The sequence below is a fragment of the Nocardia australiensis genome (assembly GCF_020733705.1).
GTDB lineage: Bacteria > Actinomycetota > Actinomycetes > Mycobacteriales > Mycobacteriaceae > Nocardia > Nocardia australiensis.
In genome coordinates, this window is sequence record NZ_JAJFZM010000001.1 from 464,886 (window position 1) to 479,680 (window position 14,795).

The following is a 14,795-nucleotide window of genomic DNA, read 5'->3' on the forward strand; positions in this document are numbered from 1 at the left end:
CGCTACCTTCTGCCCTGCTGACCTGACGACGTTCTGCCGGCTAGATGACCTATGCTCACCTGCTGCCGAGCGGCCACGGCAATCCTCCTCTGCACGAGCGAATGTCGCGCACCGTAGTAGCGTCAGAAACCTACCCATACCGCCCGGTTTCATGTCGATAAAGACTGGTGGCTACCGTGACGCTACTGCTCGCAGCCTCGGTGATGGCGACCTTCGCGGCGATTCCCACGAGTTCAGGCTCGGTGGTTGCGACGTCCCTGAATCCACTGAGCGACCGCAGCCATAGTCGACGCCATCGAAATCGCGCAGGCAAGCACCACGTACGACGTCAGACTCGCAGTTGCCCAGGAAACCTGGCGGAATCCGGGCGCCGGATAGGTGCTGTGTCCCTTGGCCCAGCGCAGCAACAACCCGATCTGCGTACCCGGATCTCGAGCCGACCCGAACGAAACCGCCCGCGTCAGATCATCTCCCTTGCTATCGAGGTAGACGGCAGTGGCGATGGTGAGAACCGCGACAAAGAACGTAGCGACGGTCGCAACATGCGTGAGAACCTCCGTGCGGGTCACCCAATTGACCACCAGACTGCATACCGCAACGAAGATCGCGACGCTCGTAAGAATCCCCCACACCCCACTCGCACTCGAGGTAGGCGGGGGTGTTTGCGCCCAGAGATCGACATAGAAGGTCGTCACGTGGAGCCGGCCGAAGGCATTCGCATAAATCGAACCGTCGGTACCGGCCGTGCCCGTAGCCAGCCACGGCTGAAACAGCAACACGAAGGTGAGGATGCATCCGACCGCTGCGCACAGGTAACCCCAGTTCCCGCGGAACACGGCCCGCACCCGCTGTCCACCGGACAGCACCTGGGTCCGCACGTCGATCCACCGACGTCGGCCTACCCCATCGCCCGAATCGACCTGCTCGAGTAGAGCCGCTCTGTTCTGCCATGGAGTGGGTTGCACAACGTCCAAGCCTAAGTGCGCGGTCGTATCGAACCCGTAAAGGCGAAAGGCCTTGCGCGCCAAAGGATCGTCAAAATTGCGGCGCTCGCGCAGACTTCCCACGCAAGGGATAGCCGATGGCATGTCCCCCTGGGACCGCAATTGATGACATTGATGTGCACAGTGTCGGTGTCGTCGGTCGCGACGACCTCTGCACACGCACCTGACATTGGTTACGAAGAGCTCCAGGTACGGCCCAGTGTGCGTTTAGTAGGTGCCCCCAGTCGGATTCGAACCGACACTTGATGGATTTTAAGTCCACTGCCTCTGCCAGTTGGGCTATAGGGGCGCCCGGTCAGCGTACCGACTCGTACTGCCGTACCGGAATTCATTCCAGAGGATAATGCAAGTTTGCTGGTGGGGGGGACTCAATCGGGTGAATCGGCGGGCGTGGTGGTGCGCAGGACGGAGTGGCGGCGGCCGTAGGCGAAGTAGACGAGCAGGCCGAGGACCATCCAGACGATAAAGCGCAGCCAGGTTTCGACGGAGAGGTTGAGCATCAGCCACAGGCAGGCGAGCACGGCGAGGATGGGTATGAGGGGAACGAATGGGACGCGGAAGCCGCGTGGGAGGTCGGGGCGGGTTTTGCGGAGGATGATGACACCGATGGAGACCAGCACGAAGGCGAAGAGGGTGCCGATATTGACCATCTCTTCGAGGGTGCCGAATTCGATGAACCCGGCCAGGACCGAGCAGACGACGCCGACGAAAACCGTCAGGCGGACGGGGGTACCTCGGCTTCCGGTGTGCGCCATGCGGCGCGGCAGCAGGCCGTCACGCGACATCGCGAACAGGACACGGGTCTGACCGAGGAACAGCACCATGACGACGGTGGTCAGGCCGGCGAGAGCGCCGATGGAGATGATGTTCTTCACCCAGGTGTCGCCGTGAATCGCGAATGCCGTTGCGAGCGTGGCATCTTTACCGGCGAGTTCGGTGTAGGGCACCATCCCGGTGAGGACGATCGAGACCGCGACGTAGAGCACGGTGACAATCAACAAGGAGCCGATGATGCCGCGCGGCAGCGCCTTCTGCGGGTTTTTCGTCTCCTCCGCGGTGGTGGCGACCACGTCGAATCCGATGAACGCGAAGAACACCAGACTGGCAGCGGCAAGCAGGCCGTACCAGCCGAAATTGCTTTGGCCCGCTCCGGTGAAGAACGAGAACAACGACTGGTGCAGCCCCGCCCCCTCCGCTCCGGGTTGAGACGGCGGAATGTAGGGCGAAAGGTTCGAGGAGTCGAAGTAGGTCAGGCCGACGACGAGCACCAGCGCGATCACCGCCAATTTGATGGCGACCGCGATCGCCGACACGCGTGAGGACACCTTGGTTCCCACGGCGAGCAGCACCGCGAGTACCGCGATGAGTGACACCGCGCCCCAATCGAAGTCAACAGAGCCGATATGCATGATCGGTGACCGGGACCCCATCACCTCACCCAGATACTGCGACCAGCCCTTGGCCACCACCGACACCGCGAGCGCGAATTCCAGGGTGAGGTCCCAGCCGATAATCCAGGCGACGAGTTCACCGAAGGTGGCGTAGGAGAAGGTGTACGCACTGCCCGCGACCGGCACCGTCGAGGCGAACTCGGCATAGCAGAACGCGGTCAGACCGCAGGCGATCGCGGCGAAGACGAAGGCCAGCGAAACCGACGGTCCGGCAACGTTTCCGGCGGTGCGCGCGGTCAGCGTGAAGATGCCCGCACCGACGACAACGGCAACACCGAAAACCGTGAGATCCCACGCGGTCAGTTCTTTGCGTAGTTTCGAGTCCGGTTCGTCGGTGTCACGGATCGACTGTTCCACCGATTTGGTGCGGAACAACGCGTTTCGGCGGTCTGGCCGCGAAATCGCCATCCTGGTCTCCCTTTTCGTACCTATCAACGACATACCGGCATTCGACGGATATTAGTGAACACCCTCCATATGACGGCTTACCCATGGTGAGAACCCGGCTAACACCAGCCCGGCCAGGATCGCGACCGCGCCGGTGACACCGAAGTAGACGAATTCGTGGTCGGGATCGTAGAAGCGGGCCAGCGTGCCCGACATCGAAGTGCCGATGCCCACGGAAAAGAAGTACAGCGCCATCATCTGAGCGCGGAAGGCTGCTGGCGCCAATTGGGTGGTGGCCGATAGACCGATCGGCGACAGCAGCAACTCGGATACCGCAAAGGCGGCCATGATGCCGAACACCGCCAACGCGGGCACCGAATTACCTGTCGTGCCCGACATCAGCATGAACAGCCAGAACGCCAGGCCCATGCCGATGACACCCATCGCGAACTTGCGTGGCGTGCTCGGCGCGCGATCGCCCAGCTTGGTCCACATCAGCGCGAACAGCGGTGACAGCACGATGATCCAGACCGGCTCCACCGAGCCGATCCAGCTCGACGGCGCGGTCCAGCCGAAAATGCTCCAGTCCATCCGCTCGTCGGAGTACACCGCCAGCACCGTGAAAATCTGCTGGAACAGCGACCAGAACACCGCGTTCGCGATGAACAGCGGGATGAACGCGCGGACCCGGCTGCGTTCGACGGCGGTCACTTTGGCGCTGGTGAGCATGACAACGAAGTAGGTGATCGCGGCGACCACGATGACACCGGTAGTGGTCTCCGATAGGTTGTCCAGGTTGACCAGCCCGGTGGCGAACGCCAGCGCCACCACGACCACCGCGCCGACGGCGAATGCCGCGATCGGGCCGATTGCGCTACGCGGCAATGGATTGGGCACATTCTTGCCCGCAGTGCCGAGGTTGCGCCGGAACACGACGTACTGCGTCAGTCCGATCGCCATACCGACCGCGGCGGCACCGAACCCATAGTGGAACCCCCAATGCCGTTGCAGCAGACCGGTAAGCAGTGGACCGGAGAAGGCGCCCAAGTTGATGCCGAGATAGAACAGCGTGAATCCGCCGTCGAAGCGCGGATCGCCCGGCCGATAGAGGGTTCCCAGCAGCGAGGACGCGTTGGCCTTGAGCCCGCCGCTGCCCAGCGCGACCAGCACCAGCCCGACGCCGACCCCGGCCAGCCCCGGTATCACGGCTAGCGCGATATGCCCGGCCATCACTACGACGCCGCCGTAGAACACGGTGCGCTCCATGCCGAGCAACCGGTCGGCGATCCACCCGCCGAGCACCGTCGACAGGTATACGAGTCCGCCGTACGCGCCGACGATTCCGACGCCGGTGTCCTGCGACAGCCCGAGACCGCCTTCGGTCGTCGAGTAGTACAGGTAGTAGCCGAGAATGGTGAGCATTCCGTAGAACGAGAACCGTTCCCAGAGTTCGACGCCGAAAAGGTTCGTCAATCCGATCGGGTGGCCGAAGAGGGTGCGTTCTGCGGGCGGTTTCTCGGTCATCGCTATATCGGACATTCTCAGACGATCCCATGCCAGGCAGGAAATATCCTGCATCCGTACAAAAGTTTCGACGATCAGGTCAAATGGTGCGGGTGCACCCCTGCTCGACGATTCGGGCAAACTTTACGCTCTCACACCGGAGCAGCCGCAAGTGAACCCGTCCATCGCCAATCTCGATGGACGTCCCGGACCACCTAGGCTGGATGCGGCCGCAGTCGGCCACCGATCGCACGGTTCATCGTGACGTCACGGCGTCAACGGTCCAGGGAGGCGGGAACACCGATGATCGAAGCCGAAGTCACCGTGCCGGTCACCACGGACGCGGCGTTCGCGGCACTCGCCGACGGCTGGCTGTACGCGAGCTGGGTGGTCGGTGCCTCGCACATCCGACAGGTCGATCCCGGCTGGCCCGCGGTCGGGACCCGCATCCACTACAGTCTGGGACTCTGGCCGCTGACCATCCACGATGTCACCGAGGTGCGAGCGGTCGACCCACCGCGCTTGCTCGAACTGGAGGCCCGGCTGTGGCCGGTCGGCTCGGCCCGCATCCGGCTGGATCTCGTCGCGTTACCGCAGGGCGGGACGCGCATCAGAATGACCGAGCACGCCATGAGCGGCCCGGGTCAGCTGGTACCGAATACGGTGCAGGTTCTGCTGCTCAAACCGCGCAACCAGGAATCGCTGGCACGCCTTTCCGATCTCATCATCGGCAGATCCGCACGGTAGCGCCGAACTCAGGCGATGGAAAGCGCGATACCGTCAAGGATGTCGTGCTCGCTGACAATGAGTTCGGAAATGCCTGCGCGACGGGATAATTCGTCGGCCAGCACCCCGGTGATCACGGCACCGCCGCCGATGACATCGACCCGGCCCGGGTGCATCGGGCCGAGGGCGGCGCGCTCATCGTGGTTCATGGCGATCAGCCGGTCGCAGACGGCCCGCACTTCGTCCAGCGTCAAATGCGTGAGATGCACCCGCTCCGAATCGTATTCGGGCAGATCGATGGCCACTGCGGCGAGTGTTGTCATGGTGCCCGCGACGCCGACCCAGGTGTGTGTGCCCTCGACGGGAACTCTGGCAAATGCTTCGGCCAGCCGTTCGGAGGCGAATTCCCGTGCGTCGGCGACCTGTTCGGCGGTCGGTGGGTTTCCGGGCAGGCAGCGCTCGGTAATGCGGACGCAGCCGATATCGGCGGAGAAGGCGGCCCGCACACCGTCGCCATCGCCGACAACCAGTTCGGTCGAACCGCCGCCCAGATCGACGACCACGAAAGGCCCTGTGGCACTGGATAGTTCGCCGACCGCACCGGTGAACGACAGTCGCGCCTCCTCATCGCCGGTGATCACTTCGGCCTCCGCACCCGCCACCACGGTGCCGAGTTCGGCACGAGCCATGGCGAAGAAGTCCTCGCGATTTGCGGCGTCACGGGTGGCGGAGGTGGCGACCATGCGCACCCGGCCGACTCCGGCGGCGCGCATCAGCGCGGCGTAGTCGGCCAGCGCGACCCGAGTTCGTTCGATGGCCTCGGGCGCCAGCGAGCCGGTCGCGTCGACCCCCTGGCCGAGGCGCACGATTCTCATTTCGCGGTGCACGTCTGCCAGCCGACCGTCATCGAGCACGTCGGCGATCAAGAGTCGAATGGAATTCGTGCCGCAGTCGACGGCGGCTACCCGATCACTCATTGTTGTACTCCGCTCTGTTCGGCGCGCCGATCTCGGTACTCGTGCGGTGTCGAGTGGTTGCTTGGATCCGCTCGCACACCGATTGCGACCGCGGTGCCGCGCGAGGCACTGCCGATCACCCGAACTATTCCGACGCCGATGCCGATCTCAGTGCTCCCGGTCGGTTCCAGGGCCATGGGTGGAAGCCTGGATCCACTCGTACGCCGGCCAGTCTGCCGCAATAGCGGTGCCGCGCAAGCCATTATCGGCCGCCAGTGCCACCGCTTCATCACCGAACGGGTTGACTCCCGGCCCCTTTGCCAGCGCGTGCGCGATCAGCACGTGCAGGCACTTCACCCGCTCGGGCATGCCACCGCCAGTGAAATCCGTTCCGAGCGACTCGATTTCGTTGCGCTCGGCCAGATAACTCTCGTGTGCGGCGCGATACGCCGCAGCCAATTCCGGTTCGGTGGCGAGACGTTCGGTCATCTCCCGCATCACGCCCGCCGATTCCTGCCTGCTGGCCTCAGCCGTCAGTCGCGGATCGGTCAGGTAGTACAGCGTCGGAAACGGGGTGCCGTCCGGCAGTCGTGGCGCGGTCTTCACCACGGCGGGCAGGCCATCCGGGGTGCGATAGGCGACGGCGAGCACGCCGCGCGGCTCGCGACCCAACTGCTTGGCGATAATCTCCAGATCGCGCTCGGTCGGTGCGGTCACCTGGGTCCTTCCGGTTTCGACGTGGGCGGTACTCGCATAGCCGGCTGCTGCGGCGCCACAACCACGCTCGGCGGGTCGGCGATGCCGCACCGGGTCATGCCCGGTCGACGCGGTCACCTCGGGCCATCCTGGTCCGGCTCCGGCGGCACGGTGGGCGATGGTCCGGGCACGGCCGGTTGTACCGGGGCGGGCGGCGGGGTCTGCGGTTCGGAAACGCTGCGCCACAATTCCGTGTACCACGGGTCGGGCGCCTTCGATTTCGGGGCGGCGGTCGGGGACGCGGGTGCCTCGATACCGGGCACCTGCACGATGTAGGGCGTTTCGCCCGGCATCACCAGCCGCAGCCGGTCCCTGGCCTCGGACCGGACGTAGGCCGGATCCTGTTGCTGGGCACGACGATCACGCAGTCGAGCGAGGTCGGATTCGAGCTCGGTGCGCTGCTGCGCCAACTGCGCGGCCTCACCTTGCTGGGTGAAATACGTGCGCAACGGCACAGCCAGGGTGAGCGCGAGCGCGCACACCACCATGGCCAGGACTACCGCCTTGCCGGTGGACAGGCCGAGGATGGTGCGTTCGGGTTCACCGGATCGCGCCTCGGTTTTGCGAGTTCCGGCCTTTTTCTTGTCCGCCGGATCCGACCTCTTGCGCGTGGTACGCGCCGCGGCCGGTCTGGCCGCGGTATCGGCCGGACGCGGCCGGACGGCGCGCGACGTGCGGCGGTTCCCGCGTCCGGCCGGACTGGTCCCACGCGCGCGTCGCTCCGTCATCTCAAACCTCTGTGTCTTGCTCTCAGTTCTCGAATGCGAACCGCGGGAACGCCACGTCACCGGCGTAACGCGCGGAGTCACCGAGCGCGTCCTCGATGCGCAGCAGCTGGTTGTACTTGGCCACCCGCTCGCTTCGTGCCGGGGCACCGGTCTTGATCTGGCCGCTGCCGACCGCGACCGCGAGGTCCGCGATGGTGGTGTCCTCGGTCTCGCCGGACCGGTGGCTCATCATCGTCTTGTAGCCGTTGCGGTGCGCGAGCTCGACGGCATCCAAAGTCTCGGTGAGCGTGCCGATCTGGTTGACCTTCACCAACAGTGCGTTAGCCGCGCCCTTGGTGATGCCCTCTTCGAGGCGCTCGGGGTTGGTGACGAACAGGTCGTCGCCGACGATCTGGATTTTGTCGCCGATCTCGTCGGTGAGCGCGACCCAACCGTCCCAGTCGTCCTCCGAGAGCGGATCCTCGATGGAGACCAGCGGGTAGGCGGTCAGCAGTTCGGCGTAGAACTGGGTCATCTCGGCGGCGGTGCGGACACTGCCTTCGAACTGGTAGCCGCTGCCCGAGGTGTAGAACTCGGTGGCCGCGACATCGAGGGCCAGCGCCACGTCGGTGCCCAGCTCGAGGCCGGTCTTCGCGATGGCGACGCTGATCAGGTCGAGCGCTTCCTTGGTGCCCGCCACCGACGGCGCGAAACCACCCTCGTCACCGAGACCAGTCGATAGGCCCTTGGACTTCAGCACCGACTTCAGCGCGTGGTAGACCTCCGCACCCCAGCGCAGTGACTCCTTGAAGGTCGACGCACCGATCGGGGCGACCATGAATTCCTGAACATCGACGCCGCTATCGGCGTGCGCGCCACCGTTGAGGATGTTCATCATCGGCACTGGAAGGACGTGCGCGTTCGGACCGCCGAGGTAGCGGAACAGCTCGAGCCCCGAGGATTCGGCGGCGGCGCGAGCCACCGCCAGCGAGACACCGAGCAGCGCGTTGGCGCCGAGGCGGGACTTGTCGGGGGTGCCGTCCAGGTCCAGCAGCGCCTGATCGACGGTGCGCTGCTCGACCGCGTCGAGACCGATGACGGCAGGCGCGATCTCGTCGAGGACACCCTCGACGGCCTTCCGCACACCTTTGCCGCCGTAGCGGTCACCGCCGTCACGCAGTTCGACGGCCTCATGCTCGCCGGTAGAGGCGCCCGAGGGCACGGCGGCCCGGGTCAGGGTGCCGTCGTCGAGGGCGATCTCGACCTCGACAGTGGGGTTGCCGCGAGAATCCAGGATCTCGCGTGCTCCGACCTGTTCGATGATGGCCACGAAAACGACACTCCTTCGGCTGCTGACACGGTGGTTAACACGGGAAGACCATGCGCCTGCGAGCCTAACGCCCCGCACCCCGTCTGCCACATCGCCCCGGTCGGCGCGCCCCTTCCCCGCACCCTTTCCGCAGACGCCAACGTCCGATCAGATCCCCGATCGGTGCGTCCGATCGTCCGAGGCCGTCGCTGAGCGGGGCGCCGCCCGCGAACTCATACTCGGCGCCCGACGCTGTAGGCGGCGGCGCGGTCACGGACTGTGCGCAGGTAGCTGTTGGACTGGTTGTAGGTGAGCAGGGCGCTTTGCCAGCCGTGTTCGGAGGTCAGGTCACCGCCACTGGCGCAGAGATAGCGGGCGGCGGTGAGTGCGGCGTCGTCGATGTTCTGCGGGTCGATGATGCCGTCACCGTTCGCGTCGGCACCCCAGCGCTTCCAGGTCTCGGGGATGAATTGCAGTGGGCCCAGCGCCCTGTCGTACACCGAATCACCGTCGAGCACGCCGCCGTCGGTGTCGGGTACCAGCGCGACGCCCGGCGCACCGTTCAAAGGAATACCGATGATCGGCGGCCGCACCGTGCCATCCGCGTCGACCTCGGCGCCGCGATGGGTGCCGTGCTTGCTCTCCACGCTCGCGATACCGGCCAGAGTCGTCCACGCGATACCGCAATCCGGCTGCGACCGCCCGAGCACCGCGGCCGCGTATCCGTACGCCTCCAGCGCGACCGACGGCATGCCGAGACGATCGGCCTGCTCATCGGCCCAGCCACGCAGTTGCACGGCCGTCCGTCCCGGTGCGTCCAGATCGATCGCCGGCAACGGTGTTCCCGGCCCGGGCGGAATCCCCTCCGGGATGGGCACCAGATTGCGTTCGCTCCCGCAGCCGGCGAGCACAAAAGCCACCATCGCAGCGGCCAGAACGCCGGTTATCTTCACGAACATCACTCCATAATGCAGATGCGGCCCTCGGCACGAGGTTGCCGAGGCCCCGGCCAGCCCAGCAGCTCACCTGTAGCGCTGTGGGCAGGTGACGCCAAAATGCCTGCAGTGTCACCGGATTCGATAATGCGGCCATGGTCGAGGACGACCAGCCGCGGGCAGTGGGTGGCGATCAGTGGGATGTCGTGGCTGATGACCACCAGCGCGGTGTCGTGGTCGGCACGGATTCGGTCCAGCAGGGTCATGATGGATGACGCGGTGTCGTGATCGAGCGCGGAGGTGATCTCGTCGCAGACCAGCACGGCGGGCTCGGCGGCCAGGGCGCGCGCCAGTGCGACACGCTGACGCTGTCCGCCGGAAAGTTGGTGTGGGTAGCGAGCCGCTAGTTCCGGAGCCAGCTCCACCGAGCCCAGCAGTTCGGTAATCCGCTGCACCAGTTGCCGTTTCGGCACCTTGCCGATGCGCCGCAACGGACGTCCGAGGGTCTGGGCGACGGTTCGGCGCGGATTCAGCGCCGATCTGGGATTCTGGGTGACCAGCTGGATACCGTTGCTGCCGTTTCCTTTTCGACGACGTGCGCCTATCGGCATGGGCTCACCACGCAATTCGAGCGATCCGATGGACTCGCGGTGCAATCCCGCGATAGCCCGGGCCAGCGTGGTCTTTCCCGCTCCGGACGCTCCGACCACAGCCAGTGAAGCACCGCGACCCAACTCGAGATCGATGTCCGACAACACGGCGTTTCCGCCGATCGACGTACTCAAATTCCGCACGCGCAGCACGACTTGCGCGTCACCTCGACCCGTACGCTCGAATCTCCGGCCGGCCACGCGGTCGGTGTCCGCACCCCGCCCGCCTACCTCATGACCCGGCAGCACCGCACCAACCGACGCAGCACCATGCCCGACCACGGACAACGCCGATCCAGCACTGGAGCCGACTGCTGGCAGCACCGCGCCGACGGGCACGTAGGCGTGGCCGGTACCGGCCACGACCGCCTCCAGGCTCCCTTCGCTGTCGATGTCGCCAGCGATACCGTCATCTCGACTTCGACGCGGCCCATCCGGCGCACCGACCAGTACCGATGGGGCAAGTACACCCACCAGTTTCGACTGCGCGACACCGAGTTCCACCACATTGTCGGCGATGGCGTGCACGGCGGCGGTGTCGTGGCCGGATAGCACGATCGCCGCCGACCGATGGGCGGCGATATCAGCGAGCACCCGGGCGATCTCGGTGCGCAGCGAGCCGTGCAGGCCCGCAAGAGGTTCGTCGAGAACGAGCACACTGGTGTGGCGGACCAGGGCGCGAGCCAAGGCAACGCGGCGCTGCTGACCGCCGGAGAGCTCGCCGGGACGTCGGCGCAAATGCTCGGCTGAAAGGCCGACCAGTTCAAGGGTTTCGAGTAATGAGTCCGCAGCGGATTCCTGACTCATCTCCCCGAGCAGACTGCGCACCCGCATCAGCGGGTTCAGCGCCGAGCCGGGGTCCTGGCCGACGTAGGCGATATGGTTTCGCCGGAAGCGTTGCAGTGCCTCGGGACTCAGCGCGAAGACATCCTGTCCGGCGACCTCGGCGACACCGACGGACCGATATGTGCCAACGGGCAGGTGTCCGAGCAGGGCGCGCATCAGTGTCGTCTTGCCCGAGCCGGAGGGGCCGGTGAGCGCGGTCACCGTGCCTGCCGCGACCGCGAAACTGGTGGGGCCGAACAGCTCCTGACCATTGGCGCCGCACACCGTCAGGGTGTCGATGACGACCGGTGTGCTCATGCCCGTTCCTCTCGCCCGAAAACCGATACCGCTAGGTTCACACTCACCGCGACGATGCCGATGGCCAGGCTCGGTGCCAGTACCGCCCACGGATTGAGCAGCATTCCAGCGGCGTTCTCCCGCACCATGACCGCCCAATTGCTGGCGCCGAGGACCGTAGGCAGTTGCAGGAACGACGCCGTGCTCACCAGATAGACACCCGCGACGAAACGCAGACCGAGTTGTGCGGCGAGCACCGCACGCAGGTTCGGGATCACCTCACCGAACACCAGATGCGTCAACGATTCCCCACTGGCCTGCGCACTTTCGACATACCCGCTCGCGGCGACACCTGAGGCCGCGGCGGCGAAAACCCTGGCGCAGTATGGCGTTCCGAATAGCAGAGCGACCACGATCAGCCCATAGGTGCCCGCATCCGGCCACGCGGTCAATACCAGCAGGATCCCCAGCACCGCAGGCAGCAGCATCGCGAAATCGGTGGCGCGCTCGATCACCACACCGACTCTCGGACGCAAAGCCGCCACAGCGCCGAGCACACACGACAGCGCCGTCACCGCGACCGCGATCACGCCAGCGATCAGCAACAATCCCCAACCGCCATACAGCAATTGACTCAGCACATCCCGGCCGAGTCGATCCGTCCCGAGCGCGGCGTCACCGCTCGGCGCTCCGAACGGTATGCCGACCGGCGCCTCGGCCGGATGCGGCGCCAGCATCGGGCCGAAGATCGCGAACAGCGTCATCACCATCGCGGGCAGCACCGTCAGTAACCGCAGCCGGCGCGCGCTCAGGTTTTTCATCCACGCCCCCGCAGTGACCAGGCCCGGATTCCATCCGCGACCGCGAGCATGACCATGATGACAAGCCCCGACAGCGCCACCACCGCCGCGATCAGCGCGGTGTCGCGGTCGGCCACCGAGCTCGCGAGCAGCGCACCGAGTCCCGGATAGTTGAAAATGGTCTCGACCACCAGCGATCCGCCGAGCAGCATGCCGACTGTGGTGGCGAAACTGGCGACGATGGTCGGCAGCGCGAAGGGCAGCACATGTCGAAGCAACACCGTCCTGACCGGAAGACCTTCCAGCACCGCGCTTTCCACATGCGGCGAGCGGGCGGCATCGGCGAGCGCCGCGCGCACCACTCGGGTGTTCCAGCCGGTCTGCGGTATCGCCAGCGCCAACACGGGCAGTATCAGCATCTCGGGGCTCGCGGGTAGGCCGGACCGACCGGTTATGGTGACCGCGGGCAACCAGCCGAGCGCCAGCGAGAACACCATGATCAACAGGGTCGCCGCCACGAATTCGGGCACGGCCGCCGCGACCGTGGTCGCCGGTTGCAGCACACCGCGTGCCACGCCACCGGTCCGCGCCGCCCACCAGGCGCCCAGCAGCAGCGAAGCCACGACGGTGAGCGCGAGCGCGACCCCGCCGAGCAGCAGGGTCGGCGGGAACTTGTCTGCCAGTAGTTCATTGATCGAACGCCCGCGCGCGGTGCGACCGAAATCACCTGTCGCAACGCCGGAAATCCATGCCACGAAACGCGCGGGCAGCGGACGGTCGAGTCCGAGTTCGTGTTCCTTGGCCGCGATCCGATCCGGTGTGGCGTCGCGTCCGAGCACCGCGCGCGCGGTTTTGCCCGGCAGTAGGTCCATGGCCACGAAAACGGCGGCCAGCAGCGCGATCAGCAGGGCGATTCGGCGAAACAGCAAGCGGGCGAAGGAAATCACTACGCCAGCCAGGCTCGCTCCAGCTGCACCCTGGCGAAGCCGCCGAGCGCAGGCAGGTCGTGCACCCGGGCAGCGGCGATATCGATGCCGTCGGCCATGCCCCATACCAGGTAGCCGCCGCGTTCGTACTGAATGCGCTGGACATCTCGGCACGCCTGCGCGTATTCCGAGTCACTTTGCGCACCGAGCGCTCTCGTGGCGGCCACGTCGAATTCGGTGTCCTTGAAATCGGTTTCATTGCGGTTGGAGGTGCTCGACATCAGCTTCGTCGCGAAGAACAGCGTCGAATCGTTGGTGCCCCAAGAGATCGTGTACAGCGGCGCCTTCAGCCAGGTCTGGTCGTAGAAGGTATTCGGCTCCTGGGTGACAACCTCGAGCCGGACCCCGATATCGGCCAGCTGGGTGGCGATCACCTTGGCCGATTCCACCTCGCCCGGCGCTTCGGCCTTGGTGAGCAGCTGATAGCCGCGACCGGTATCGAATCCGGCCGCACGCAGTAGCGTCTTCGCGCGCTCGGTATCGCGGACTCGCTGCGCAATGGTGTGGTCATAGGCCGGATCCGCGGTTCCGAGAATGTCATTGGCGACCGCGCCGTACCCGGAATGCACCTGATTGACCAGTGCCGTGCGATCGACGCCGAGCCGAATCGCCTCCCGGACCCTGGCATCGGCGAACGGCCCGTCCGAGGTCCGCATCGCCACCCCGACCATGGTGTCGTCGGGCCGCCGGACCACCTGCAGGTCGCCGCGTCCCTCGGCGGTGCGCCCGGCAATCGCGCCGACATTGGACGCGAGGTCGATCTGCCCGCCGAGTACCGCGTTCCCCAGCGCGGTAACGCTGTCGAAGATGGTGACCTCGATGGCATCCAGCAGCGGCGCGGGACCATACCACTGATCGTTGCGCACCAGCCTGGCATTGCCGCCCTGATAGGACTCGAGCCGGAACGGGCCGGTACCGATGGCCTCGGTGAAGTCGGTGGTGTCCTTCTTGACGGTGAAGGTCATCAACCGAACCAGCAGCGGCAGTTGCGCATTCGGCTCGGGCAGCGCGATCACCACCCGGTTCGGGCCGTCCGCGGTGATGTCCTCGACGGCGGCGGGCATTTTCGACGCGCCACCGACCGTGCGCAGCCTGCGCAGCGACCACACCACATCATCCGAGGTCACCGGCGTGCCGTCATGGAAGGTCGCGCCATCGGCCAGGGTAAAGGTCCACCGGCGGTGCTCGTCGTCGGATTCCCATCGACTGGCAAGGCGCCCAGCGACATTCGGGTCCGCCGCGGGAACCGTGAGCGGGTCGTACACCAGCGACGTGATGAGGAAATCACTGTCATTGCTGAGATTCGCGTGCGGATCACGTTCGATTCGGGCCGCGGTGCCGAGCGCACCGACCCGCAAGGTGCCGCCGCGACGCGCGGGCCCACCGGAATTGCCACCATCCGAGCATGCGGCGACCAACAGGACCGCACCGACTCCAAGACCTGACCGCAGAAGTTGCCGCCGGTTCCATCCCATCGTGCTGCCTTCCTCGATTGCCCGGGCG

At 65.8% G+C, this 14,795-nt stretch carries 13 protein-coding genes and 1 tRNA gene; 1 reads left to right on the forward strand and 13 read right to left on the reverse strand.

Translation table 11 applies throughout. From position 1 onward, the window contains the following. Positions 1 to 233 precede the first annotated feature (233 nt). The 4 genes from LKE06_RS02195 to LKE06_RS02210 form a co-directional block, all read right to left on the reverse strand. Entirely contained in the window at positions 234 to 878 is a 645-nt protein-coding gene (locus tag LKE06_RS02195; RefSeq protein WP_227996750.1) for a hypothetical protein, read from the reverse strand. Positions 879 to 1,219: 341 nt separating this feature from the next. Further along, a tRNA-Leu gene (locus tag LKE06_RS02200) sits at positions 1,220 to 1,293 on the reverse strand. Between the two features lie 79 nt (positions 1,294 to 1,372). Continuing rightward, the gene (locus tag LKE06_RS02205; RefSeq protein ID WP_227996752.1) at positions 1,373 to 2,863 is read right to left on the reverse strand and encodes an amino acid permease; all 1,491 of its coding nucleotides are present in this window, start codon (positions 2,861 to 2,863) and stop codon (positions 1,373 to 1,375) included. A 51-nt stretch (positions 2,864 to 2,914) separates the two neighbouring features. Continuing rightward, positions 2,915 to 4,366, reverse strand: coding sequence for a peptide MFS transporter (locus LKE06_RS02210; RefSeq protein WP_227996754.1), 1,452 nt, complete (start codon positions 4,364 to 4,366; stop codon positions 2,915 to 2,917). Positions 4,367 to 4,648: 282 nt separating this feature from the next. Here LKE06_RS02210 and LKE06_RS02215 point away from each other — a divergent pair, with 282 nt between their 5' ends. Next, complete coding sequence (locus tag LKE06_RS02215; RefSeq protein WP_227996756.1) at positions 4,649 to 5,092, forward strand: SRPBCC family protein; 444 nt, start codon at positions 4,649 to 4,651, stop codon at positions 5,090 to 5,092. Between the two features lie 8 nt (positions 5,093 to 5,100). Here the strand turns inward: LKE06_RS02215 and LKE06_RS02220 are convergent, their stop codons facing one another. The 9 genes from LKE06_RS02220 to LKE06_RS02260 form a co-directional block, all read right to left on the reverse strand. Further along, positions 5,101 to 6,048, reverse strand: a complete 948-nt coding sequence (locus LKE06_RS02220) for a Ppx/GppA phosphatase family protein (RefSeq protein WP_227996758.1) — start codon at positions 6,046 to 6,048, stop codon at positions 5,101 to 5,103. Between the two features lie 147 nt (positions 6,049 to 6,195). Then, the gene (locus LKE06_RS02225) at positions 6,196 to 6,744 is read right to left on the reverse strand and encodes a DUF501 domain-containing protein (RefSeq protein WP_227999243.1); all 549 of its coding nucleotides are present in this window, start codon (positions 6,742 to 6,744) and stop codon (positions 6,196 to 6,198) included. 113 nt (positions 6,745 to 6,857) lie between these two features. Then, positions 6,858 to 7,511: an FtsB family cell division protein gene (locus tag LKE06_RS02230; RefSeq protein WP_227996760.1), complete on the reverse strand. Its 654-nt coding sequence runs from the start codon at positions 7,509 to 7,511 to the stop codon at positions 6,858 to 6,860. A 22-nt stretch (positions 7,512 to 7,533) separates the two neighbouring features. Next, entirely contained in the window at positions 7,534 to 8,820 is a 1,287-nt protein-coding gene (eno, locus tag LKE06_RS02235) for a phosphopyruvate hydratase (RefSeq protein ID WP_227996762.1), read from the reverse strand. A 212-nt stretch (positions 8,821 to 9,032) separates the two neighbouring features. Beyond that, a complete protein-coding gene (locus LKE06_RS02240; protein ID WP_227996764.1) occupies positions 9,033 to 9,758 on the reverse strand; it encodes a lytic transglycosylase domain-containing protein in 726 nt (241 codons plus the stop codon). Next, entirely contained in the window at positions 9,758 to 11,527 is a 1,770-nt protein-coding gene (locus LKE06_RS02245; protein WP_227996766.1) for an ABC transporter ATP-binding protein, read from the reverse strand. The genes LKE06_RS02240 and LKE06_RS02245 overlap by 1 nt, the downstream gene beginning before the upstream one ends. Beyond that, positions 11,524 to 12,327: an ABC transporter permease gene (locus tag LKE06_RS02250; protein ID WP_227996768.1), complete on the reverse strand. Its 804-nt coding sequence runs from the start codon at positions 12,325 to 12,327 to the stop codon at positions 11,524 to 11,526. The genes LKE06_RS02245 and LKE06_RS02250 overlap by 4 nt, the downstream gene beginning before the upstream one ends. Beyond that, positions 12,324 to 13,253, reverse strand: coding sequence for an ABC transporter permease (locus tag LKE06_RS02255; RefSeq protein WP_227996769.1), 930 nt, complete (start codon positions 13,251 to 13,253; stop codon positions 12,324 to 12,326). The genes LKE06_RS02250 and LKE06_RS02255 overlap by 4 nt, the downstream gene beginning before the upstream one ends. Continuing rightward, complete coding sequence (locus LKE06_RS02260; protein ID WP_227996772.1) at positions 13,253 to 14,767, reverse strand: ABC transporter substrate-binding protein; 1,515 nt, start codon at positions 14,765 to 14,767, stop codon at positions 13,253 to 13,255. The genes LKE06_RS02255 and LKE06_RS02260 overlap by 1 nt, the downstream gene beginning before the upstream one ends. Between the last annotated feature and the right edge of the window lie 28 nt (positions 14,768 to 14,795).